21 protein-coding genes are annotated in these 23,994 nt (G+C 34.6%); 9 read left to right on the top strand and 12 right to left on the bottom strand.

The window, feature by feature from the left end; translation table 11 throughout:
• Positions 1-183: 183 nt before the first annotated feature.
• On the bottom strand, positions 184-2,097 hold the full coding sequence (locus tag GLP24_RS10665; RefSeq protein WP_232615989.1) for a metallophosphoesterase family protein: 1,914 nt from the start codon (positions 2,095-2,097) through the stop codon (positions 184-186).
• A 31-nt stretch (positions 2,098-2,128) separates the two neighbouring features.
• Entirely contained in the window at positions 2,129-3,013 is an 885-nt protein-coding gene (locus GLP24_RS10670) for a LysR family transcriptional regulator (protein ID WP_101767923.1), read from the bottom strand.
• Between the two features lie 93 nt (positions 3,014-3,106).
• Here GLP24_RS10670 and GLP24_RS10675 point away from each other — a divergent pair, with 93 nt between their 5' ends.
• The 4 genes from GLP24_RS10675 to GLP24_RS10690 all read left to right on the top strand — a co-directional run bounded on the left by GLP24_RS10675 (position 3,107) and on the right by GLP24_RS10690 (position 8,061).
• Positions 3,107-4,483 (top strand): MATE family efflux transporter, encoded by a 1,377-nt coding sequence (locus tag GLP24_RS10675; protein ID WP_232599530.1) that lies wholly within the window; start codon positions 3,107-3,109, stop codon positions 4,481-4,483.
• A gap of 326 nt (positions 4,484-4,809) precedes the next feature.
• Positions 4,810-5,757, top strand: coding sequence for an SIS domain-containing protein (locus tag GLP24_RS10680; protein WP_232576729.1), 948 nt, complete (start codon positions 4,810-4,812; stop codon positions 5,755-5,757).
• Entirely contained in the window at positions 5,754-7,049 is a 1,296-nt protein-coding gene (locus GLP24_RS10685) for an RraA family protein (protein WP_232583331.1), read from the top strand. The genes GLP24_RS10680 and GLP24_RS10685 overlap by 4 nt, the downstream gene beginning before the upstream one ends.
• Positions 7,036-8,061 carry a glycosyltransferase family 2 protein gene (locus GLP24_RS10690; protein ID WP_232615990.1) on the top strand — a complete coding sequence of 342 codons (1,026 nt, stop codon included), beginning with the start codon at positions 7,036-7,038 and terminating at the stop codon, positions 8,059-8,061. Before GLP24_RS10685 ends, GLP24_RS10690 begins: the two co-directional genes overlap by 14 nt.
• Here the strand turns inward: GLP24_RS10690 and GLP24_RS10695 are convergent.
• The 4 genes from GLP24_RS10695 to GLP24_RS10710 are packed head-to-tail and all read right to left on the bottom strand — an operon-like array spanning position 8,009 to position 13,555.
• Complete coding sequence (locus GLP24_RS10695; RefSeq protein ID WP_232603866.1) at positions 8,009-9,313, bottom strand: O-antigen ligase family protein; 1,305 nt, start codon at positions 9,311-9,313, stop codon at positions 8,009-8,011. The genes GLP24_RS10690 and GLP24_RS10695 overlap by 53 nt on opposite strands.
• Positions 9,277-10,602 (bottom strand): GumC domain-containing protein, encoded by a 1,326-nt coding sequence (locus GLP24_RS10700; protein WP_232602312.1) that lies wholly within the window; start codon positions 10,600-10,602, stop codon positions 9,277-9,279. Before GLP24_RS10700 ends, GLP24_RS10695 begins: the two co-directional genes overlap by 37 nt.
• A complete protein-coding gene (locus tag GLP24_RS10705) occupies positions 10,596-11,765 on the bottom strand; it encodes a polysaccharide biosynthesis/export family protein (protein WP_232615991.1) in 1,170 nt (389 codons plus the stop codon). Before GLP24_RS10705 ends, GLP24_RS10700 begins: the two co-directional genes overlap by 7 nt.
• Entirely contained in the window at positions 11,765-13,555 is a 1,791-nt protein-coding gene (locus tag GLP24_RS10710) for a WecB/TagA/CpsF family glycosyltransferase (RefSeq protein ID WP_232601522.1), read from the bottom strand. The genes GLP24_RS10705 and GLP24_RS10710 overlap by 1 nt, the downstream gene beginning before the upstream one ends.
• 24 nt (positions 13,556-13,579) lie before the next feature.
• Between GLP24_RS10710 and GLP24_RS10715 the strand changes: the two genes are divergently transcribed.
• From GLP24_RS10715 to GLP24_RS10725, 3 genes are all read left to right on the top strand, one after another.
• On the top strand, positions 13,580-14,452 hold the full coding sequence (locus tag GLP24_RS10715) for a glycosyltransferase family protein (protein WP_232615992.1): 873 nt from the start codon (positions 13,580-13,582) through the stop codon (positions 14,450-14,452).
• Positions 14,453-14,524: 72 nt separating this feature from the next.
• Complete coding sequence (locus tag GLP24_RS10720) at positions 14,525-15,154, top strand: hypothetical protein (protein WP_232615993.1); 630 nt, start codon at positions 14,525-14,527, stop codon at positions 15,152-15,154.
• Complete coding sequence (locus GLP24_RS10725; RefSeq protein WP_232615994.1) at positions 15,085-15,783, top strand: lipopolysaccharide biosynthesis protein; 699 nt, start codon at positions 15,085-15,087, stop codon at positions 15,781-15,783. Before GLP24_RS10720 ends, GLP24_RS10725 begins: the two co-directional genes overlap by 70 nt.
• A 33-nt stretch (positions 15,784-15,816) precedes the next feature.
• On the opposite strand, the gene GLP24_RS10730 is transcribed toward GLP24_RS10725, so the two are convergent.
• From GLP24_RS10730 to GLP24_RS10745, 4 genes are all read right to left on the bottom strand, one after another.
• Positions 15,817-16,476: an alpha/beta hydrolase gene (locus GLP24_RS10730; RefSeq protein WP_152653445.1), complete on the bottom strand. Its 660-nt coding sequence runs from the start codon at positions 16,474-16,476 to the stop codon at positions 15,817-15,819.
• Between the two features lie 34 nt (positions 16,477-16,510).
• A complete protein-coding gene (locus tag GLP24_RS10735) occupies positions 16,511-17,767 on the bottom strand; it encodes an ABC transporter substrate-binding protein (protein WP_232615995.1) in 1,257 nt (418 codons plus the stop codon).
• A 13-nt stretch (positions 17,768-17,780) separates the two neighbouring features.
• A complete protein-coding gene (locus GLP24_RS10740) occupies positions 17,781-19,232 on the bottom strand; it encodes an ATP-binding protein (RefSeq protein ID WP_101767910.1) in 1,452 nt (483 codons plus the stop codon).
• Between the two features lie 77 nt (positions 19,233-19,309).
• Positions 19,310-20,038: a response regulator gene (locus tag GLP24_RS10745; RefSeq protein WP_101767909.1), complete on the bottom strand. Its 729-nt coding sequence runs from the start codon at positions 20,036-20,038 to the stop codon at positions 19,310-19,312.
• Between the two features lie 640 nt (positions 20,039-20,678).
• Here GLP24_RS10745 and yidA point away from each other — a divergent pair.
• The gene (gene yidA, locus GLP24_RS10750; protein WP_232615996.1) at positions 20,679-21,488 is read left to right on the top strand and encodes a sugar-phosphatase; all 810 of its coding nucleotides are present in this window, start codon (positions 20,679-20,681) and stop codon (positions 21,486-21,488) included.
• 63 nt (positions 21,489-21,551) lie between these two features.
• Here yidA and GLP24_RS10755 read toward each other — a convergent pair whose 3' ends face one another.
• Together GLP24_RS10755 and GLP24_RS10760 are read right to left on the bottom strand one after the other, a co-directional pair.
• Positions 21,552-21,962 (bottom strand): YgiW/YdeI family stress tolerance OB fold protein, encoded by a 411-nt coding sequence (locus tag GLP24_RS10755; protein WP_232575320.1) that lies wholly within the window; start codon positions 21,960-21,962, stop codon positions 21,552-21,554.
• Positions 21,963-22,093: 131 nt separating this feature from the next.
• Positions 22,094-22,699 carry a TetR/AcrR family transcriptional regulator gene (locus GLP24_RS10760; protein ID WP_101767906.1) on the bottom strand — a complete coding sequence of 202 codons (606 nt, stop codon included), beginning with the start codon at positions 22,697-22,699 and terminating at the stop codon, positions 22,094-22,096.
• A gap of 196 nt (positions 22,700-22,895) precedes the next feature.
• Between GLP24_RS10760 and GLP24_RS10765 the strand changes: the two genes are divergently transcribed.
• Complete coding sequence (locus GLP24_RS10765) at positions 22,896-23,993, top strand: efflux RND transporter periplasmic adaptor subunit (RefSeq protein ID WP_101768013.1); 1,098 nt, start codon at positions 22,896-22,898, stop codon at positions 23,991-23,993.
• The last annotated feature ends 1 nt before the right edge of the window (position 23,994 follow it).

Below are 23,994 nucleotides of genomic sequence, written 5' to 3' on the forward strand. Positions count from 1 at the left end.
TTAATATCCATTTTTAGACGTAAAAAACAATAAAGCAGATCACACCTTGACAACAAAAATAAGACTATTAAATACTTTATTAATCAATAATAGTGATAATAATAACGATCACATAAAATAAACCTAGAATGATTATTATCAAATAATATATATACCAACGGTGAACATACTGTCATTTTATCATCAAGAAACTTTCGCTGGAAAATGAATAACGGTTCCTTCAGCGGTTAATATATCAATAACTAATGGCGTTCCCTGTTGATCAAGGAATAATTCACCAATAGCACTCTGATTAATTAGCCGATGATGACCCGCGATGTCGGGATCCCGTTTTTCAATCAACAATCGCTTACGTTTAGTAAACCAGTTCAGGGGCGAATGTGGACTATAAAGCCCCCGATCCATCAGATCGCAAAATCGCAATAATCGAGTTGGAAATTCATTTTTCAGCCCACTACACGTTATTTGAAAGATTTTAAACTGCCCTTTCAAATTACGTAACGTAATATCATAAGCAAACGAATAATGAACATCGCCCGATAATATTATAAATGTCGTTGGGGTTTTAGTATGGGTAAAAATACTTAATAACGTATTGGCAGAACCTGGATGAGCCATCCAATTTTCAGCATCAACCACTAAAGGTTGTCCTAATAACGTCATCATTCGTTGTAACGTTTCAATAAATTTAACCCCAAATATAGGAGCTGCAGAAACAATGATGACTGCAGGTTCATGTAATAATTCTTGCTGCAATTCAATCAATGCTTCCCAATCCATTAATCCTGAGGGGCGATTGGGATGTGATTCTGAACGCCAGCGACGTGTACGAGTATCTAACACCACAATCTTTGGCACTGTTGCGATTGTATAGTGCCAATCTTCAAAACGATAAAAATACGCAGCCAGTGCATCATGCCTCTCAGCTGTTGGTTGCTTAAAAAACGTTCGTGCTAATGCTAAACAAGATGGCGTGAATTTTTCGGGCGCATTCCCCCAGCCTTGACATAACCAATAACTAATTAAAGCATTACCAATAATACGGCGTGAAAATAAATTATCGTAAGCTGCTGTTTCCCAACGTCGATTAAGCTGAAAATCATCAGTAATATCATGATCATCAAAAATCATATACGTTGGGATATGCGCCATTAATCGACGGACATTATCAAGCCCTGCGACAAAATCATCAATAATAGGTGCTTCATGTTGCCATGTTTGCTGCCACTTAAGCGAGACTGCAACACCTGCATTACAATATCCATTACGCACAAAACGGTCACGATCAACAAATTGCCACAATGTTGGTGACCACACCAATAAATACATCGCAAAAAATTCACTGAAACTAATTAAATGATTTTCACATTCACGCGAGCTAAAAATAGGCTGAGTCGTTGTCGGCAAACAACGTCGCCACCAACTTTCATTATTAACATAATGCGGTAGTAATTTATCACGACCATAAATATTATGTGGATGTTGATACAACGCGGTAGTATCCGCAATTGTCGCTTGTTCAAAGGTCTCATCAGGTAAACCTAACAATACCGTTATTTGTTCAATTGCATCCAACATTGGCCCTGCAACATGATCGGCATAAATTTGATCGCCGCTCATCATTAATAAGCTCGGGCGATCAATTGCAGCTAACGTACTCACTTTATGATCAGCGGCAACTAAACTGTCTTTACTTGGGTAATGCGGATTACGACACGAACCATGTAATACATAGTCAGCCCGTTGTTGAATGACGACACTTAAACGAGATTCATCGCCATACAATAAATTAGGGACTAATTCAGTTAGTAAGCCTTCAGCTGTCGTTACTTGATATTCAAGTGGTGTATCTTGCGGAAAATCACCCTTAAAATGCGCGAGTACAACCCACGCATGTTTACCAATTTGAATTTGATGAGAAGCGTCAAATTTTGCCTCATAAAAAGGTGTTTCACTTGATCCCATGAAAACACTAAAATCAGCTTCAAATTGACGCGTTGTCACTAACCATAATGTTAATTCTTTTGCGGTTGCTTTACGTAAAATAGGCCCCGCTACAATTAATGGTAGGGGATCTCTTGCCACCGTGTTCTTCATTTTTTTTCTACCATCTCTAAATCAAAAATTGCTAGTTATGTTGTGCGAACATTGTTTTAAGTTCTTGATACATCCAACGTAATACTGGGCCATTACCTTGATCACGTCGTTTTACTAATCCCATATCAATCCAAGGCGAGGTTGGAATATTTTCAATCGATAACCGCACTACCCCATCTTTAAATATTGAATAATTAAACACATGATCAGGCACAAACGCCCATCCCATATTTCTCAACACAAATGCCGTGATCGAATAATAACTATCAATATGCCAGTAGTTAGCTGAAAGTGCATCCGTATGGTAATACCCCATTCGATCACAAATTAATAATTGTCGATATTGGCCTAACTGCTGCATCGTGGGTGCTGATACGGTTGCTAAAGGATGATTTTTAGCCACAATTAACGATGAATTAAATTCACAAATAGGGGTAAACTCTAAACTATTAGGCAGTGTTTTACTGAAAAACAAAATCCCCAAATCAGCGGTTAAGTCGTCAACTTGACTTGCAATATCATCTTTTGAACCACTGATAATAGTCAACTTTAACAGTGGAAAAGTAACGGCTACGCGCTCAAAAAACTCTTCAAATACGGTTGTTGGTGTCGCCTCATCCATTGCGATCGTAAGTGATACTTCCTCACCTTTAGTTAATGTTAACGCCCGCGATTGTAATCGGTCGCATTGTGCTAAAACCACTTTTGCTTCTTCATACATCTGCTCGCCAGCCGGCGTTAACACAGGTAAACGGGCGCTACGATCAAACAAATCAAAGCCTAAATCAGCCTCAAGATTACTAATTGCGGTACTGATACGTGATTGTGCTTTGCCTATTCGCCGAGCGGCACCTGAAAACGATCCCTGTTCTACTGATATAACAAACGCATTGAGCTGATCTAATGTCCAATCCATAACAGTTTAAACCATCCGAAAATAAGATAGATATTATCTTTGAACAATCTAAGAAACAAGGATAATACCGTTATCAATATCATGAGGCATCTTATGCAAATTACTCACTTACCACCGCCAACACTCACTATCAACCAAAATTTTTGGCGTTATGCTATTCCATCTATAGCTGCAATGTTAGTCACTGGATTATATCAAATTGTTGATGGTATTTTTGTTGGCCACTATGTGGGTTATCAAGGATTAGCGGCGATTAATATGGCATGGCCGATTACCTATTTATTATCAGGTTTAGGTTTGATGATCGGTATTGGTAGTGGCACACTGATCTCTATCGCTAGAGGGGAAAATAATTCACAACATGCACAGCGCGCATTAGATCATGCGGTACTATTAATTGCCGTAGTTAGTACTATTGCATTAGTGTTATTTGTTCATTTTGGTGAAACATTATTAACGATCCAAGGTGCTAACCACTCCATAAAAACACTAGCACTGCAATATGTTCAAAGTTTTGGTTGGGCGGCATTTGTGACTATTTTTGCTGGTGCAATTCCAATGATTATTCGTAATGATGATAGCCCTAAAATAGCAACTGGCTTATTAATTACGGGAGCATTAACCAATATTGGATTGGATTATCTCTTTATTGGTGTCTTCAACTGGCAATTACAAGGTGCTGCGATTGCGACTATTATTGCTCAAGCCATTACAGTTATAGGCGGGATCCTCTACTTTTGTTCTTCATATTCACCGCTTCGTATCCGTTTAACAATGATTAATATTCAATTAAACCACTGCTGGAAAATCGTTAGCCTTGGTTCATCAGTCTTAATTATGTACCTCTATACGAGCTTTGTTGTTGCACTACATAATTATCAATTTATGCAATATGGTACTGAACTAACAGTCGGAGCATTTGCGATTGTCGGCTATATGATGACATTGTATTACTTAGTCGCTGAAGGCATTGCAGAGGGCATGCAACCACCAGTCAGTTATTACTATGGTGCTAAACAACCAAGAAACATTAAGAAAACAACATACTTAGCAATTAAAGTCACCATTATTGCAGGTATCACATGGTTTGCATTACTGTACAGTTTCCCACGCACATTGATTGGATTGTTTAATAGCGGTAATGCCGCATTGACATCAGAAGCGGTGGGTGGCATTCAATTACACTTATTTGCAATGTTTTTAGATGGCTTAATTGTCCTTGCAACGGTGTACTTTATGGCGGTAGATAAAGCAGGCAAAGCGTTAGCTATTTCAGTCAGTAATATGTTAGTACAACTTCCTTTTTTATACTTTCTACCACAATGGCTAGGCGTAAAAGGGGTCTGGTTATCAATGCCATTATCAACTGTTCTACTCAGTTTTATTGTTATTCCTATGCTGTGGTTAGATATTCGTCAGCGTTGTCGAGGAAATACAGCTGATATTGAACCATTAATACTTCAGCCTTAATTTTCGATATCACGTTAATATCTGTCATTGAATTATTACCATTATAATTTTTTGACAGGTATTTTCTTTATAACTGCCGTTCCAATCCATAAATAACGTTATATTATCAGTATGATAGTTATCTATTTTATCGTTTGCAAAAAGCAAAGCAAAATAAATATTCAATACAAAATATAAAATAAAACCTCTTATTTATAGGAAAATATGCATGTAATAAGAAAATATATCAGAAATTGATAATATATATGACAAATAAGATACTACGCTATTGGCTTAATATTTGCTTATTTTTAAGAATAATAATCAATTTTGAGGCAAGAAATATAATGCATTCACTAATATCTAATTCAATGTCATTACAAATTGGGGCACTTCAAAATATGCAGCGCCAATTAACAACGACGCAATCTGAAGTATTGATGGATTTAATCCAACGTCAAACAGGTCAAATTATATTTTCAGGTATCGGTAAATCAGGTCATATTGCCCATAAAATCACAAGCTCAATAAAAAGCCTCGGCATTAATGCAACATTCCTTCATGCAAGTGAGGCCATGCATGGTGATATAGGGCCATTAAAGCATCATGATCTGGCTTTTTTGATCTCCAACTCTGGAGAAACCCCTGAAATACTTGCACTACAATATCAACTTAAGCAGCGTAAGATCCCTACTATCACGTTAACTCGAAATCATACTAATAGCGTCGCTATGCAAGCCGATCTAAATCTTATTGCAGGTTCATCAATAGAAGCAGATTCTGACAGTATATTACCGACATCTTCAACAACTTGTGCATTGGTTATGGGTGATGCTATCACTATTGCCATAGCTAAAAATCATGCCTTTTCTAAGACTGTTTTTGCTAAAAATCATCCCCATGGCAACTTAGGATTAAATGCGTTAAAGCCACTTAAAACCCAGTTGCAATCAGTACCTATTATTAATACAGATACCCCATTACAACAGGTATTATCTCAATTATTATCAGGCCATCAAGGATGTGTACTCGTCGGTAGCCAACAACAACTCCAAGGCCTAATTACCGAAGGCGACCTTAATCGCGCTATCTCTCGTAACCCTCAACATTGGCAAAACATTCCAGCAAAGGAAATCATGTCGGTCAATCCAATAACCTTAAATGACAATCATACGGTACATGATGCAGAACAACTTATGCAACAACACAATATTAATACTATTGTTATAGTATATCATAACAACATTCAGCATATCTCAGGTGTATATACTCGTATTTACAGGAAGAAAATATGAAAATAATTGCAGTTGTTCCAGCAAAAGGTAATAGTGATCGCATACCATCAAAAAACAGTCAATTACTTGATGGTAAGCCTTTATTTATCAATATGTTAGAAAAACTAATAAAGTGTCCATCTATTGATGAGGTATGGCTTGATACTGATAGCGAGCAATTTATAGATATCGCTAGCGAGCTTCCTATTCACATCATGAAACGAGAGCCTCAGCTAGCCAGTAACACAACCGATGGTAATGCTTTATTTTTAAATGAAGTTTCCCATATTGATGCTGATATTTATTTACAAGTACTATGCACCAGCCCATTTATTGAAATTCAAACCATTGAAGATACCTTAGCAACACTCATAAGCAACCCTGCATATGACAGTGCCGTGATGGTAAAAAAAGAAAAACAATATTTATGGAATAATAACCAACCTAGTTATGATATTGAGCATATACCCAATAGTGTCGATCTGAATGATACGATCATAGAAACCATGGGTATGTATATTATGTATCGTGACCATGCGCTTACATTAAAACGACGTATAGGTAATAATCCTTACCTTATCTACGCAACACCAATAGAAGCCATTGATGTTAATTGGGCTGAAGATTTTCAACTAGCCAATCTCATTGCTGCTGGAATACGAGAACAAGAAAATCATTTATTACAAAATATTTCAGCATCAATATCGAGTGCAATATTGTCAGATATATTAGATGAACTCGGTTACCCAAACCAAGTCATAAAAAAACTTAAACCTTATACCCCGACAAAAATTTTTGGCCGTGCAAAAACCTTAAAGTTACGTAAAAAACACCAAGACGAATCACCTGCTGGTATTTACAATGCATTAAATACTTATAAATATATTGTCCCTAATGACATTATTGTTGTTGAAAATGAAATTTCAGATTATGCCTATTTTGGTGAATTAAATGCAAATTTAGCCATTAGAGCGGGAGCTATCGGAACCATTATTGATGGTGCAACCCGTGACAGCCAGAATGTCGCAAACTTGAATTATCCTGTATTTTCTAAAGGTTATAACTGCCAAGATGTTAAAAATAGAGCGGTAGTTGAACATTTCAACAAAACAATTACGCTTGATAATGTAACTGTTGAGCCCAATTGTCTTATTTATGCCGATAATGAAGGCATTGTTATTGTACCGCAGCAAGTCGAACACCAAGTAATTGAGCGGGCTCTTACACTCACCCGTAATGAGCGACATATTTTAAATGACATATCCAATGATATTCATGTTGATGAATTGGTGGCGAAATATGGCTTCTTCTAATACTCCTTTTTTTTCGATTGTAATACCGATCTACAACGTAGAAGAGTATCTATGTGATAGCTTAAAATCGGTATTACTACAAAGCTTCTCAAATTTTGAAGTACTCATGGTTAACGATGGCAGTAAAGATAACAGCGTTAATATATGCAAACAATTTACAGAAAAAGATGATCGATTTCGGCTTATCGAGCAAGAAAACCGGGGCCTAAGTGGCGCTCGAAATACTGGTATTCGTCATGCTAAAGGCACGTTTATTGCTTTTTTAGATGGCGATGATTTGTGGCATAAAGATAAGTTAAAAGCCCATTATTATTTACATCAATTAAATTCTGATGTGTCGATGAGTTATAGTCAATCGAAACTAATAAACATGGATAATGAATCCATTAACCTACAACAGACGCCTAAAATAAATAACATCACAATCAGTGATCTTTATTGCCGAAATCCTATCGGCAATGGATCATCAGCTGTCATTAAAACAGTCGTCTTAAAAAAAATTGGCTTTTATTGTCAAAAACACCATTCTGATATGCAATTTTTTGATGAATCATTAACCCAATCTGAAGATGTTGAATGTTGGATGCGGCTATTTACCATCACAAATCTAAAAATGAAAGGATTAGCTTATCCACTAACTGTCTATCGAATAAATATTCAAGGATTATCGTCTGATTATAAAAAACAACTCTTAAATTGGTTAAAAATGAACACTAAAGTACGAAACTATAACCCCAATCTAATTAAACAATATAGACATAAAGCGCTCTCTTATCAGTTACGATATATTTCACGCTGGGCTATAATAAAAAACAAAAAGAAAGAATCTATTTGTTACATATTTAAAGCTATACGGATCTATCCTAATATATTAATTGAAGAGCCAACGAGAACAATTGTCACTTTAGGATCTAGTCTACTCCTAATTATATTACCTAAGACGGTTTTTCATCGTATCTTCACTTTCGCACAACAAAAGCTTGGCCGTTATCTTCAAAGTCAATCGCATTAAGATCACAGCGATAAGAACATGCTCTTAATGACATTCCAATAAATAACCATCCTGGCCACATCAGATACGATAATATTTCAATATTTTCAGTAAATGAATACATTAAAAAAATAAGAATAACAAAAAATCCAGCCAAATAATCACGTCGAATAAAACTTTTACAAAACAAATATACTGTCGTTAGTATTAAAGGAACTACATATAATAAAAGTCCTATAATACCTTTTATGAATAATAAACCAATAAACGTATTATGACTTCCAATTGGCATAAATTGAACGATATGAGGCCCTCGCTCAACATTCCCATGACCAAACCAAAAAGACTCATTATACCAACGATATAGCCCAATATTATTTAATGTTTTCCTTATCATACTAGAATCAGATCGCATACTATTTATATAATTGATTGAATCTAATATACCTCCAATTATTTCCTCTCCAAAAACCCCAAATATCAAAATAGAGACAAGAAGAATAAATAAAATATAAATAATATCAAAAAAACAACTAATAAAATAAACAAATAATAATATGAGCAAGATTATCACTCCAGCTCTAGATTCAGATAATAATATCAAGGTGATAGAAGAAAAAATAGCAATATATTTTAACCGGTCAGAATCTCTTGGTAAAATAATTGATAATGCTAATAATGCATAAAATGCTAAGGCTGGTGACCATGGTGCAAATAATTGCCAGCGTGGTAATCCTGTATTTATATCATTCCAGTACAACCATACTTTGAAAAATTGCTCGCCACCACCGCCGAATATTTTTAAAGGTGAAATGTAAAGCAACGTTGGAAAATCAAGAAAAGCCACAATAATAAGAAGTGGTGATATTAATAAACTTTGCCATAATATATTAATTACCGCTTGTTGTAATATATAATACCTTATAGGTAAAATAGCACCAATAAAAATAAAAACACCAATTAATGCCCATCCTTTTGCCCAACCAATCGTTGATTTAATCGTCATTAATAAACTATGGCCAGTATTGAACGACCCAATAACAACAACAATTTCAATTAATAATATTGAAAACAACCAAAGCATTGCTAAATAATGAATTTTAACTTTATGATTAAATGTAATTATTACTGCATGGTATAATAAAAACCAAGCTAAAACAGGTCCAACTAAATATAATCCACCAAGTAAATATAATGGATAAGTAAGCACTATAGTGTAATATATTATTTTTTCATCTATATTTTTAAATGTTGTTTTTTGTAAAATAGACATAAAATAACAATCCAAATAATAGTTGCGATAATACCGATAATAATAATTATTATATGCGTATATTTCCCTTTTTCATTTACTATTTTAGCCTCTTCCCATAATTGAATGTCAGGATAAATATATTCAGCATCATCAATATAAGCTTGCTCATTACTTAATTTAGAAAAATATATTGCCTCATGGAGTTCTAGCTTTTTAGTTAACATTTCTAATTGGTTTTGTTTATCTAACATCTCTATTAATGTATTTTTTAATGTTTTTATCTCAATATCAATTTGATTAAATTCATTAACTATTGTTTGATATTCTATTTTGTTTAGCACATAAACTTTAAATATTTCAGAACGCTCATCAATATCTATATTTAAAATCAATCGTTTTGTATTATTGTCATTTAGACCTTTATTTAAAAAAGACAGTCTATGATTTATATTTTTTGTTAACTGGCGATATTCTTCTTTTATATTTTTAAAATCAGGATTATTCGCACCACTAACAGCGGCTAATAATGAAAGTTTTGATGATACTTCAGCTCTTTCTTGATATAGCTGTTTCAAAATATAATCTGAATTAATATATAGAGCTAATGATGCGTCTTCTGCTGTTAACTTTAAAACTTTCTCAAATTGTTCTAGTTTTGTTTTTAATGATATAAGTTCAATTTTTTTATTACGAAAAACATCATCTAGTTTATATAACTTTTCAGAGTAATAGTTATTAGAATCATCATGCAAAATATTATATTCAACTCTAATGTTTTTTATTTTTTCTGTTAACAAGTCTATCTTAAATTTAGAATTGTCAATTTTATTTTTATTAGATATATTTCTAAACTCAATATATTTAATTCTATGCTCTTCTATTTTATTATTTAAGTTATGTAATAATGAATCTAGCATTGATACCAAGTTTTTCTTATGATCACTAATCATCGAAATTTTAATTAATGGTGTTTGAGGTACATTAGTAATTTTTGGTACGGGAATATTAACTAATAGTACATCAAGATCATGAGCAATGCTTTCCCTTAATTCATTACTCATAATAATCTCTTTATATGTTTCTTTAGGATCTATTTTCATATTAGAAAAAATAGATTTATTATTTGTTGTCATCTCACCAATACTTAATAACTTTAACCGTGTATCTGATTGAGAAGATGGAAATATAATTGTCAATCTCCCTTCATATTTATTTTTCAATACTAAAGACCCAAGAAGTACTCCCCAAATAAAAGTAAAACCTATAATAAAAAATAGAATATTATATTTTAATGCTTTAATTACCATCCTATTAGTCCATGCATAAGAGTAACTGGCAATAATGTTTGCGTTAATGACTTAATAATAGCTAAATAATTTGTCATCCCTGAATCATAACAAGCCATCTTGTCTCCATTCATTAAATAAGGATTATAATGCGGATTATTTCTATATTTAATTAAATCATAAGTACTAATTTTTAATGCTACTAAATTATCATTATTATTTAGTGATGTTATTAATAAAACACCACGATTACTATTTGTTGACTCAGTACCTCCCATACAATTAGCCCCAAAGGCGGCATCTATAAGCCGAGAACCATAAGGCATTTCTCTCGTATCACGATTAATATTACTTAAATTATTATTTTCTGCTGGTATTGTCGTATTAGATAAAAATAGTTTAATACCAATTGGGGTTATTTTCGACACTCGTATCAAATCTACATCGACACATGATGCGGATCCTATATAAATTTCATCACCGTTAGCTAATGGAATATCTTTAAAGCTACCATCGTTTAAAACACCATTAAGATCAATTGTATAACTTACTCCATCACGCACTAATCTGACATTTGTTATATCAGCCGTCGGTTTTATTCCTCCTGCTAGTTTAATCGCTAAAGTAAGCATCTTATCCTCTGTATGAGAAATACCTAAATCTTTATAATGGTTTAATAACGGATCATTTTTATTAATAATAATAAAACCAGGTTTAAATACAGCCCCATTTACTTTTATTGAAATTGGAGCATATTTTATCACCGTAATAACAGAGTAAAAACTAGCCTTCTTAAAAACTTTATTAGTCACATAAGAATAGCGTATATTATCACTTAGTTCATCAATTGATAACCCTTCAGCTTTTATTGGCTCAATCCATGGTAAATATATTTTACCATTTGATTTAATGATATAATCTTTTGATAAAATCACATTATTCATTATATTAACATTTAATACATCACCAGATGATAATATTTCATTTGTATTAAATATCTTCGTTAAATTTTGTTGAGTTATCATTCCATTGACATTACTATTTTTATTTTGTTGTAATAATGTATTATTACAATTCTCGTTGCAATAATTCAAACAATTAGTTGCACTATAACTATTAATAGTATTATTACTTGTACAACCCAATAATAATACAATCATTACTAAAATAGTCATTAATCGCATTACATTGCTCCTCTCGCACTAAGTACTGCAGGAACTGTTTTTATTAAAATGAGTAAATCTAGCATTATATTTCTAGTTACAACATAATGTAAATCCAACTCAAATTGTTTATTACATGATAATTCAGAACGCCCAGATATTTGCCATAACCCTGTCATACCTGGCTTTATTAACAATCGTAATTTATGAACTTGAGTGTATTTTTCAACTTCTTTCTCTAAAGCAGGTCGTGGCCCAACCAATTTCATTTCACCTTTTAATACATTAAGAAATTGAGGGATCTCATCCACAGAAAACTTTCTTAACCAAAAACCAAATTTTGTTATTCTTGGATCTAATTTGTTTTTATATCTTATTCCATCACTCACATACCGTTTAAATTCCTCTTCGTCTAAAATGATATTATTGTCCATTGTTGTATATTTATACATAGTGAAACGTTGACCATTTTTTCCAACTCTTACTTGTTTAAATATTGGGTTTTTCCGTTCTGTAATAAATAATAGACAATACAAAATGGTATGGAATGGAGCCCATATCATTAATGCTATAAGAGAAATAACCACATCAATGGTTCGTGATAAAAAATTCAAACAAAACATTCGAATATCTAATGCATGTGATACATTCCAAAAAATAAAGTTGGCGTTACCTACAACATACCTGTTCCATAACCTTTTTGGCTCTTGATATAATCGATATAACCATTCAAAACCAACCTGTCTAATCAATAAAGGTGCACGTCGTACCTTACCTGCATAGAAATCAAACATTCCTCCCACACAAATAACAATATTAACTGATAAATATTTATAATTATCAACAACCCATTGCTCTTGTATCGGCGTTCCAAAACCAACAAATAAAATCTGAGCTTTTGATTTATTAATATAATCGATAACTAATTGATCATTTTCAAAAAAACCATGATGGCTACCAGCAATATTTAATTTTGGATATATATTTTTAAATCTAGTTAATGCTTTTTTAGAAATATCTCGTTCACCACCAAGAAAAAATACTGACCAATTTTTTTGTGCTGCTAATTCTAAAATCTTTGGGCTAAAGTCAGTACCATTTATATTATCACCAGGCAAAATACCTTTAAGTTTTAACGCCCATTTAAGACCAACGCCATCAGGTAGTACTAAATTAAATTTAGATAAATTTTCACGATAATGATGGTTATCTTTAAGCTTATTTAAACAATCAGCATTAACATAACCAATTAAGCTTGGATGTTTCTTCGGTATCGCTATAATTAGCTGTTGGATTATTTTTAAGGCTACATTTTGATGACCATTAAAGACTTCGATACCAAACCATTTTATTCGCTGATTGATTGGTTTATCGACTACTTTAAACAATAAAGAATAGGCATATAGCAATGGGTATATGCATTTTTTCCACCAATAAATTTTTAACTCTACATCATCATTTAAATGATGATATTCAATAGGCTTAATACCTAAATTTTCATGTATATCTCGTGCAGAAAAAGCACCTACATATTGATTATCACTGCTGTATGCTATTTTTGGAGAATAACCAATAAGATGTAAGTCTCCTTTTACGACAGCTAAGAGTCTTGCTAATCGACTGGTCTCACAAAATCGATAATCAAACCCACAACAATATTCATAACGGCTTAATACTCGCCCACATAAGCTATAGTTTTGAATCGCGTAGCAAACCCATACGGGAAAACTAACTACACTGTATAGCAGTGCTATTAAACGATCGAGTATAGATACATCCGTTATCGTAACTCTATTAATCACTCTATTCATAACACTACCTATGGATAATAATTAATGAAAATACAATGTGTTATCTTTAACTATAATCTTCCAGAGCAAACAGATAAGACATATGACATTCTAATTAAGAATAGTTTCTTACCAGAACATATTATTGTCGTTGATAATGGCTCAGATAAATCACCTCAAGCACTATCTACCAACTTATCACTGCCTTTTAATGTCCGATTTTCTGGACAAGCAAATACTACCCTTCAATTTCTGATGACTTATCGTCCTTCTGACTACTATCTGTTGATAACGACTAGTGCAAAACTTGATCCTGCCGTTAACTATTTTGATATCTGTCATCAGACGATTGATGAGCTATCAGAATCCTTTGGTGTCGTCATGGCTTCCCTTATTGGTGGTGAGACTGAAAAAATCACGCCAGAACAATCTCATCATGACCTAGTACATCAAACGATACCCTATCGTGCTGTCTATTCCGCGCAACCTATTATGACTCTAGTTTCGCACCGACTTTTATCTATCTGTTACAAAAAACATGCCGCTTATTTCAATGCTGACTTAAAAAGAGGACACGGTATCGATATTGAGCTTCAACATATGGCGTTAAGTCACGGATTAACAACTGTTGTATCACGCGATCTATGGGTACATTGGAAGACAAATCAAGCACATAAATTAAACCTTGCTGATGAATCCGCTTATGAATATCGCTGCCAAGCTCAAGCTGAAATGGAAAAATGTTTTGCAAAAAGATATGGCGAGCAATGGGAAATACAATTTAGGTCGCAATTTGCAAAAAAAAATGACACAAAAATGAAAATACCGACACGAAGTCGATACAAATTCGCATCCTTACGACAGTTATGGTATCGAATAAAATTATCTTTTTTTAGACTTAGAAAAAAAAGAAAATAGCATATTAGTTGGTATTAATATTGCTTAGTATTTTTGTACTAAAATAAAAAACATATCAGGATAGGATATTCTATGACATCTTTTTTTAAAAAATCATCTGCTTATTTAATATCCAATATTTTGAATGGTTTATCATTACTCTTTCTTCTACCATTTTTAACGCGTTTTCTTCCCACTCAAGAATATAGTCAAATAGTATTATTCCAAACCTTGATTTTTGGTTTATTATCCTTTCTACACTTAAATGTTTTTCAAGCTTCAAATATAAAGTTTTTTGACCAAGAGACTACACATAAAGACATTCAACACTATAATAGTGGCTGTATTATTATACTTATCTTCTCTATCTTATTTTTTACATTGATATTATCAAATAATTTATTATTTTTATCTGAATTATTATCATTGCCAGAATCGTGGATTATATATGCAATGATCATTGCTATATCACAAACCTTTATTCAATTTTGTTTATGGCAGTGGCAAATGAGAAAGCAAGCATATCAATATTCACTCTATAACTCCTGCTATATTATACTGTCTTCATTATTTACATTGATGCTACTGTATATATTACACGATAAAATAGATGCTAGGATCTATGCCTTAATGGCTATTTCTGCGGTTTTTTTTTGTATTCAATATTTATTATCATCAAAAACAAGTGGCTTATCTTCTCTCGTGTATCAATATCAATCATAAAAGATATTCTAAAGGTAGGTCTTCCATTAGTTCCCCATTCAATTGGCATTTTTATCTTAGTCGGGGCCGATAAATTCATTATTAGCGGCATCCTTGGTCTTGCGACTATTTCATCATATCTTGTCGTATTTCAAATTAGCACTGTTTTTATTTTTGTGTTTGATGCTATCAACAAAAGCTATTACCCGTGGTTATTTGAACAATTAAATAAAAACAACGATAATACCAAAAATAAACTGTGGCTTTTAACCTCTGTTTATTTTATTTCATTATTAACAGTATCAATATTCTTCTTTTTTCATGGCTCTGCCTTAATTACATTCATCGCAGGTGAAAATTACATGATAAGTAACAATATTGTGGGTCTTATTTTTCTTGGTCAGATATTTGGTGGCATGTATTTAATGATCAATAACTATTTATTTTACGAAAAAAAGACCATGTTAATTTCAACAATAACGATTATATCTGGCATTATTCACTTATTATTAATTTCTTTATTCTCGTATTATTGGGGGCTCACTGGTGCAGCGTTATCTTTTTGTCTCTCTAAATGTATTCAATTTTTACTAACGTGGTTGAATGTCTATAAAATAACAGCCATTCCATTGGCAATTAAAAGCGAATAAATAGATTCCCCTCATTTATCCGCTTGTTAAACCCTAGCTTAAGCGTGCTGTTATCCATTGTGCGATATCTTGAATTTCAGGCATGCACACTTGGTGTTCCATTGGATAGGTTCGCCATTGTGGATGATAATCTGCCGCTATCAAATCATCACGAGCCATTTCACCCAATTTAGGTACAACCACCGGATCATCGCTACCATGCATGATCTCAATTGCAATATCTCGATTAGCATCACTGTATTGAATAATATTTGAGGTTGGGAAATACGTTGATAACGTAAGTAACCCTGCCAATGGTTTGGCATAGCTCAGCGCAGCATGATATACCACAGCCCCACCTTGAGAAAATCCAGCTAAAATGATTCGCTCAGAGGCAATACCGCGGCTAATCTCTCGCTCAATCAGGTCAATAACACACTGCGCTGAATCTATAAGCTGATCGACATTAAGCTTACGTGACACATCTAATGAAATAATGTCATACCATGCTGGCATAACAGCACCACCATTAATGGTTACAGAAATAGAGGCTGCATGAGGAAAGATAAAACGTACTGGCATATCAGCAGGTAGCTGTAATTCTGGCAATAGTGCTTCAAAATCATGGCCATTAGAGCCTAAACCGTGCAACCAGATAACACTCGCTGTCGCCTTAACGGTTGGTTCTACTTCAACACAAGGTAAATAGGTTATATTCATGTTCTTATCCTTATATAAACCGTTATCACTATATCGCTGATTTTATTGCTCGCGCAAGTCGAGATGGTGCTAATTCTGGGTCAGGATTTTTCTGATTAAAAAATTCACTCACAACATCAACAATCGCTGATTGTACATCCGCGGTTGTAGCTAAATTTTGTGAAAAACTTGGGACTAAATCTCCAGATAATGAGGCTTGCTTAAATGCTTTCATTGAATCTAGCGCACACTGGTCAAATGCTGACATGTCCATGTCTAATCGAACCGGAATCGAACCTTTATTTAAATTAAACACCCTTTGAAAATAAGGGGTTAATAATATTTTAGCCAAATCATGCTGAGCAATATTATCGGCCGCTGTGCCTTTTAATTTAAAAAAGGCCAAACTATCGATATTAAATGTAAATTGATGCTGAGTACCCGGTGCTGGAACGCATAAGTAATCTTTACCCGCTTGTTTATTCGCTTGTGCAAATTCACCTTTAGCCCAATCTCCCATAAACTGCATCGCGGCTTGACCATTTATCACCATTTCAGTTGCAGAATTCCAATGTCGCCCTTCCGCTTCTGGATCAATATACGCTTTCATCCGTTTAAATTGCTTAAATACATCCACCATTTTAACGCTATTAATGACGGTCATATTAAGATCGACAAAGGCTTTACGGTAATCAGCTGAACCTAATACTGCCACCGCAATACTTTCAAACAAAGTGGCGTCTTGCCATGGCTGACCACCATGTGCTAACGCAATGAATCCTGCTGCTTTAATTTTATCGGCGGCAACAAAGAATTCAGCTAACGTGGTAGGTACAGTGGCACCAGCGGCTTTAAATACCGTAGGATTAACCCATAACCAATTAACGCGATGTACATTAATGGGGACCGCTACATAATGATTATTATATTTCATTATATTAGCAACCACAGGCGGCAATACATTGTCCCAGTGCTCTTGTTGAGCGACGTCATCAAGCGAGGTTAAGAACCCTAAACGTCCCCATTCCTGAATATCATGACCTTTTAATTGAGCCGCCGTCGGGGGATTGCCAGAAACGGCTCGCATTTTTAGTACTGTCATTGCACTTTCACCACCGCCACCAGCTACGGCAAAATCTTTCCAGCTATCACCTTGTTGTTCCATCATATGTTTCAGCACTTTAACTGATTTAGCCTCGCCGCTCGATGTCCACCAATGCAGTACTTCAACTTGACCCGCAGCATTAGCTTTTATGGCAAATAACAAAGATAAAACAAAGGTGAGTATTATATATTTTAGTTTCATGCTTTCTCTTTCTTTAGGCTAATGCAACAGACAAAACTCGCGGTAAGACGACGATCACAATGAGCCCCTGTGTTAAGCCATTTTTAATAATCAACTTTCCACCATGAGCATGAATAATATTACGTGCAATGCCCATCCCTAAGCCATGACCATCATTGTCAGTTGCTAAACGAAAATAAGGTTCAAATACCGCTGATAATGATGATTCTGGAATACCTTTACCTTGATCGGTGATCGTCATAATAATTTTGTCCGGCTTATCGATTACCGCAACAGTAACTTTATGACCATACTTAACCCCATTATCAATTAAATTACTTAAACACCGTTTTAACCCTAATTCTTTACCCATCATTGGCGAAATAATGAATGTGGGTAAAGTTACTTTTTGCTCGTGGTGATTATGGCGTTCAGCAATACTGGCTAAAAGCAGATTTAAATCAATTGGGACAATATTTTCGTGTAAATCAGTGTCTTTTACACACTGTAACGCCCCTTTAACCATCATCTCTAATTCATCAAGATCATGATTAAATTTATCAATTTTTTTATCATCATCCATTAATTCAACCCGTAATCGTAATCGCGTAATGGGGGTTTTTAGATCATGAGAAATCGACGAAAATAATTGCTCTCGATCTTCAATATAGCGCCGCAATCGCAACTGCATTCGATTAAATGCTCGAGTCGCCATCACCAATTCCGTTGCGCCTTCCTCTTTCAGTGGCGGTTGATAAATATCAAGACTTAACGCATTTGCAGCATCGGCCAATTGTTTTAACGGCTTGGTTTGGCGACGAACCATAATATAGGTAAACACCAATAATAAACTGGTTATAAACACCAAAAATAATATTTGTTGGCGAGTGATCACTTCATCTTTTAAATTCATATAAGGTGCAGGTAATAACGCAGCGATATATAACCACTGGTTTTTTTCTAATTCAATCTGCACCACTAAAATCGGTGGATTTAGAGGTTCTAGGCTTAATGTATTATGTACCCATGAACGAGGCAAATCGCTCAATAAAATATCATTTTTAAGAACATGCAACGTTTCAGGACGAGAGAATTCAACCTTTATAGTCGGTAGACGCGGTAATTTTTGATGTAGCACCTTTTCAAAAACAGAAACCGCCATTTGTTTTTGTTCTGAATGAGCAATAGGATCAATCTGAATTTCTTCATCATTAAAAGAAACAAAAAAACGAGTCCCTCCCATATTGCGCAGTTGGTCTAGCACAATATGCCGATATTGCATTGGCAACGATTGAAAAAATGTCACTGTTGAAGCAAACATTATCGCCATGCTTGCTGATGTCGATTGCAAGCCGTCTAAATCTCGTTGTTTTGATTGACTATACCAAATAGACGTTGCAATAACTTGTGCTAAAAAAACAGCTAATAAGGTTAACCACAATGTTCTTGAAACCAATGATTTCGGGTAAAACACTTTCCAATTCATTAACCATTATCCATAAAGTAAAAAAGTGTGACACTCATATAAGCGATCACACTTTATCGAACATAGTTATGATGATATCAGGCGTCTTCATAAACCACATCGGCAGTAAAGATATAACCATTACCTCGACTGGTTCTTATTAACCGCTGAGTACGACCTTTATCACCTAACCGTTGTCGTAAGCGACTTAAAGCGACATCAATTCCTCGCTCTGAAGGTAAGGTATCTCGCCCTCGAGTCGCATAAGAAATCGTATCACGATCCAATATTTCTTGTGGGCGTGATAAAAACAGCATCAATAGTGAGTAATCCCCACCTGTAAGTTCAAAATCTTGTTTTTTATCAAGATCAAACAAACAATGCGTCGTGGTATCAAGTCGCCAATTGGAAAAACGAATAAATTTAGCTTCTGTTGGTAATGATTGGCTTTCTGTGGGCTTTATTCGCCTTAATAAAGCTTTAATCCGTGCCAATAATTGACGAGGACTAAATGGCTTAGCAATATAATCATCAGCCCCAATTTCAAGGCCAATAATCTGATCCATTTCATCAGAGACAGCCGTTAACATAATAATAGGGACGTTTGAGCTTTTTCGAATATACTGGCATAAAGTAAACCCATCATCACCCGGCATCATCACATCTAATAAAATCAAATCAGGGTAACCAGCCGCTAAACGCCGTTTCATTTCTTCGCCTCCTGCTGCTGTAATAACCTCAAACCCGTTTTTTGTTAAATACTCATCCAGTAATTCACGAATTTCTTGGTCATCATCAACAACAAGTACCGTCTTAGTTGCCCCCATTTTACTCATCCTTACAAATTAGAAAGCATATTTACACTGACGTTTTTAACTGCGCATTCTATAACAAGTAGACAAAATGCTTCAATACTGAATAAAACTCACCATGTGATCTACCTATCACTAAGCGTATTCAATTAGAAAACATTTACTATAAATAGCAAATAAAAAGCACCCTCGACAGTAACGTCAGTGTATTTCGCTTCTATCATACTAAGAAGAGAGAGTAAAACTACATTATTATTTTGATGATGCTTACTCAATGAATGCTTCCGCTAATATTGAACGTGATAGTTGTCCAATAACATCACCCTCATCATTAATCACGGCTAATGAAATCAAAGGATATTGCCCTGTGAATTTTAAGTACCCTTCTTTGACGCCACAATCAAGCGCACGCTTTAAGGCATTACTCCATATTTCAGGCTCCCTTTTTTCTCTCTACGCATAAATAACTTACCTTAATTTACTGACAAACAAACCACAATAGACACACAGCCAACATAAAAAAACACCGCAAAACCCTCAGTTAGGGAAAAAGTAACAATGTCTTTCTGCTAAATATAAATACGACTTTTTATCGTTTTTATGGCTAATTTTGCTTATTATGTGGCGAGTATTTTATTAGTTATGGACAATAACAATGTATAAATTAGTTGCACTTGATATGGATGGCACATTACTGAATTCAGACGGCGCGATTTCAGAACACAATAAGCAGGCTATTGCTGCTGCGCGCGAACAAGGTGTCTATGTTGTATTAGCATCAGGTCGTCCTATTGAAGGCATGACATGGGCACTAAAAGAACTCAATATGGATAGCGATAATGATTTTGTATTGTCATATAACGCTTCATTAGTACAGCGAGTTGCCAGTCAAAAAGTTGTTAGAAGCCAAACATTAATCGGTAGCGATGCAAAAGCAATCGCAACAATTGCCCATGATTTGGGCGTTCATGTTCATGCTTTTTCTCGTCGTCAGGGTTTAATTACTCCTGAGCATAATTACTACACCGATCACGAAGCAAAAATTAATGGTTTAACCATCACATTAGCTGATTTTGCAGAGCTGGATGACAATGAAGAAATCATGAAAGTGATGATCATTGATGAAGAAGAACGTCTTGAAGCGGCTATCGCACAATTACCTTCTGACCTATATCAGCAATATACTATTGTAAGAAGTGCACCGTTCTTCCTTGAGTTCATGCATACTAATAGCAACAAAGGTGTCGGCGTTAAAGCACTCGCTGATTTCTTAAATATTAAGCAAGATGAAGTAATTGCGATGGGTGATGCAGGTAATGATCATCATATGATTGAATTTGCAGGTTTAGGGGTAGCAATGGGTAATGCTACCGAAGCAACCAAAGCGATTGCTAACTATGTTACTGATACTAATAATAATAGTGGTGTTGCACAAGTAATTGAAAAATTCATTCTTAATGTCTAAGTCATAAAAAACGCCATAAAAAGCCAGCACTTATGCTGGCTTTTTCGACTATTACACTGTCAATTATTTAGCAAGCGTAACCGTATTAACGTCAATAGTACGAACAGTCCAATCTTTATCTACTTCACCACGAAGGGTAATTTCAGTCGTTGGTGTTACTGTAATGCCATGCCAGTCTTTATTATCAATTTCGACTTTTATTTCACCAGTCCCATCTTTAAACATGTAATCTTCTTTGCCAATCGAAGATGTAATATGACCAGTAAGCTCTACTACCGCATTATCATCCGCTTGAGAAGCAGCTTTCACTGTATTTAATACTGGGATAGCACTAGGACCATTAAAACCGCCTTGAGCCTGAGTAAGTGGAGCCGTCTCATGTGGGCCACTAAAACCACCTTGATTTGATTGTGGTGCTGCCATTACTGACATTGATGAAAACACAAGAACTGAAGCTGCAAGTAATTTTTTCATTGGTCTATATTCCACAAGGTTATTCAATGAGATGATAATATCTCGAATACATATATTGTTTAAATTATAACGCTAATAAATTAAATTCGACAAGATTGTTTTTTAAGCGCTATACATTTAGATCAAACTGGTTATGCTAATTCTTTGATCATATGTGATGCTAAAAACACTGACACTATCGTTTCAATATTATCTTCAAGTTCTTTGCCTTCACTATTAGGTGAAATATTCATCACTTGCGGCCAAAAAAGAAGCCCCTGAAATAAACTAATATAAATATTCGTTAATAACATTATATTTTTATCAACCATACAACCTGCTGCGATCGCTTGTTGAAACCAATCTGTAATCGCTTTTGTACTGTATAAATCTTTAATTAAATTCAATGCTAATTCTGGCTGACGTAAAAATTCCATCACAATCGTACGTGACAATGGAATACCATAAGTTGAATACAAAATATCCGCTTCACGACAAGTAATAACGGTTAATTGCTCTGTTAATGTCTTCGTAGGATCAAAGTCATACTTAACATTTTCAGACACAGACTCTTGAATAATGGTCAAGACTGAAACGAATAACACCTCTTTACTCTCGAAATGACGGTATAACGTCCGTTTAGAGACCGCAGCTTCTGTTGAGATACGATCCATATTTGACGCTAAAAATCCATGAGTTATAAATTCCTCTTTAGCCGCTTCAATAATTGCTAAGTGCTTACGTTCCGTTTGCTTCATCCTTCAAAGATTCCTCATTGTATTTTTATTTCAGTTTATGAGCGCAGTCTAACAATCTGAAACAAAAAAGTATACTGAGTAGTTTACAAAACCATTTTTATCACTAAAATGCACTTTAAGTTTGCTTCTTTAATAGCAATAAATATGACTAACCAATCTAATGATAGTGGAGAACACGGTGAAAACTCATTCAGCAATGTCCAATGTGACATCGTTAACAATTAATAAACTGGCCATGGCGGTGAGTTTATCTTTAGCGGTAGTGCTGTTGTCAGGATGCGACAGTCAAAAAGAAGCAACTGTCACCGCACCTATCATTAATCTTGCGTTAACTAAAATTGTAACGCCACAAACAAACACTAACTTAACCTTTAATGGTGTGATCCGTTCTGCTGAACGCGCTGATTTATCATTTCAAGTCAGTGGCCGTGTTAGCCATATTTTTGTTAATGAAGGCGACAAAGTACATAAAGGCCAACTACTCGCTAAATTAGATCCTAAAGATGCCCAAACAGCATTTTCAGCGGCGCAACTAGAGTTGAATAACACTAAAAAAGACTATTCACGTGGTAAATCTATTTATGAAAGCTCGCAAGCTATTTCTAAAAGTGATCTTGATGAGCTTCTAACGCGTTACGACTTAGCTCAAAACCGACTTGAAGAAGCAAAAAACCAGCTGGCTTACACGCAATTAAAAGCGCCTTTTTCAGGAATTATTGGTCGTAAACTAATTGATAATCATGTTCAAATTCAAGCAAATACCTCGGTATTAACATTGCATAACCTGGATGATTTAGAAGTCGTCGTGAACATTCCTGACATTGTAATGTTAACTGGTATGCAATGTGATAAAGCCAATGCTGAGATTAACAATATTCCAGGGCATTTATTACCGTTGAGTTTACGTACTTACTCAACCCAAGCCGATCCGATTACACAAACATTCTCGGTTGTATTAGGCCTAGATGATCTTAAAGGACTCAATATTTTACCGGGTATGTCAGTAAAAGTTTCTCCAAGCCTAACTGAATGTCCTGAAGAAAATAATAATCCATTAACAGTGCCATTAACGGCAGTAGTGCCTGATAACCAAAACAAGCAATTTGTATGGGTTGTAGGTACTAATAACATCGTTGAAAAACGGTATATCAAAGTGGGTGCTATCAATAAAAATTGTATTACTGTGCCTTCTGGTCTGAAAGCAGGTGAGCGTATTGTTATTGCTGGCGTATCAAAACTAAAAAATGGTATGGAAATTCGCCCATACACAGATACTACTCAAAACGGAGTGTAAG

The organism is Photobacterium carnosum (genome assembly GCF_021236965.1).
In the GTDB taxonomy this organism is placed as follows: domain Bacteria; phylum Pseudomonadota; class Gammaproteobacteria; order Enterobacterales; family Vibrionaceae; genus Photobacterium; species Photobacterium carnosum.

Coding starts and splice junctions, on each gene's coding strand:
- GLP24_RS10695 (WP_232603866.1), bottom strand. CDS start 9,313: ATGTCTATTTTACAAAAAACAACATTTAAAAATATAGATGAAAAAATA.
- GLP24_RS10765 (WP_101768013.1), top strand. CDS start 22,896: ATGTCCAATGTGACATCGTTAACAATTAATAAACTGGCCATGGCGGTG.
- GLP24_RS10665 (WP_232615989.1), bottom strand. CDS start 2,097: ATGAAGAACACGGTGGCAAGAGATCCCCTACCATTAATTGTAGCGGGG.
- GLP24_RS10720 (WP_232615993.1), top strand. CDS start 14,525: ATGACATCTTTTTTTAAAAAATCATCTGCTTATTTAATATCCAATATT.
- GLP24_RS10680 (WP_232576729.1), top strand. CDS start 4,810: ATGCATTCACTAATATCTAATTCAATGTCATTACAAATTGGGGCACTT.
- GLP24_RS10705 (WP_232615991.1), bottom strand. CDS start 11,765: ATGCGATTAATGACTATTTTAGTAATGATTGTATTATTATTGGGTTGT.
- yidA (WP_232615996.1), top strand. CDS start 20,679: ATGTATAAATTAGTTGCACTTGATATGGATGGCACATTACTGAATTCA.
- GLP24_RS10735 (WP_232615995.1), bottom strand. CDS start 17,767: ATGAAACTAAAATATATAATACTCACCTTTGTTTTATCTTTGTTATTT.
- GLP24_RS10755 (WP_232575320.1), bottom strand. CDS start 21,962: ATGAAAAAATTACTTGCAGCTTCAGTTCTTGTGTTTTCATCAATGTCA.
- GLP24_RS10675 (WP_232599530.1), top strand. CDS start 3,107: ATGCAAATTACTCACTTACCACCGCCAACACTCACTATCAACCAAAAT.
- GLP24_RS10740 (WP_101767910.1), bottom strand. CDS start 19,232: ATGAATTGGAAAGTGTTTTACCCGAAATCATTGGTTTCAAGAACATTG.
- GLP24_RS10700 (WP_232602312.1), bottom strand. CDS start 10,602: ATGGTAATTAAAGCATTAAAATATAATATTCTATTTTTTATTATAGGT.
- GLP24_RS10670 (WP_101767923.1), bottom strand. CDS start 3,013: ATGGATTGGACATTAGATCAGCTCAATGCGTTTGTTATATCAGTAGAA.
- GLP24_RS10715 (WP_232615992.1), top strand. CDS start 13,580: ATGAAAATACAATGTGTTATCTTTAACTATAATCTTCCAGAGCAAACA.
- GLP24_RS10710 (WP_232601522.1), bottom strand. CDS start 13,555: ATGAATAGAGTGATTAATAGAGTTACGATAACGGATGTATCTATACTC.
- GLP24_RS10745 (WP_101767909.1), bottom strand. CDS start 20,038: ATGGGGGCAACTAAGACGGTACTTGTTGTTGATGATGACCAAGAAATT.
- GLP24_RS10760 (WP_101767906.1), bottom strand. CDS start 22,699: ATGAAGCAAACGGAACGTAAGCACTTAGCAATTATTGAAGCGGCTAAA.
- GLP24_RS10690 (WP_232615990.1), top strand. CDS start 7,036: ATGGCTTCTTCTAATACTCCTTTTTTTTCGATTGTAATACCGATCTAC.
- GLP24_RS10685 (WP_232583331.1), top strand. CDS start 5,754: ATGAAAATAATTGCAGTTGTTCCAGCAAAAGGTAATAGTGATCGCATA.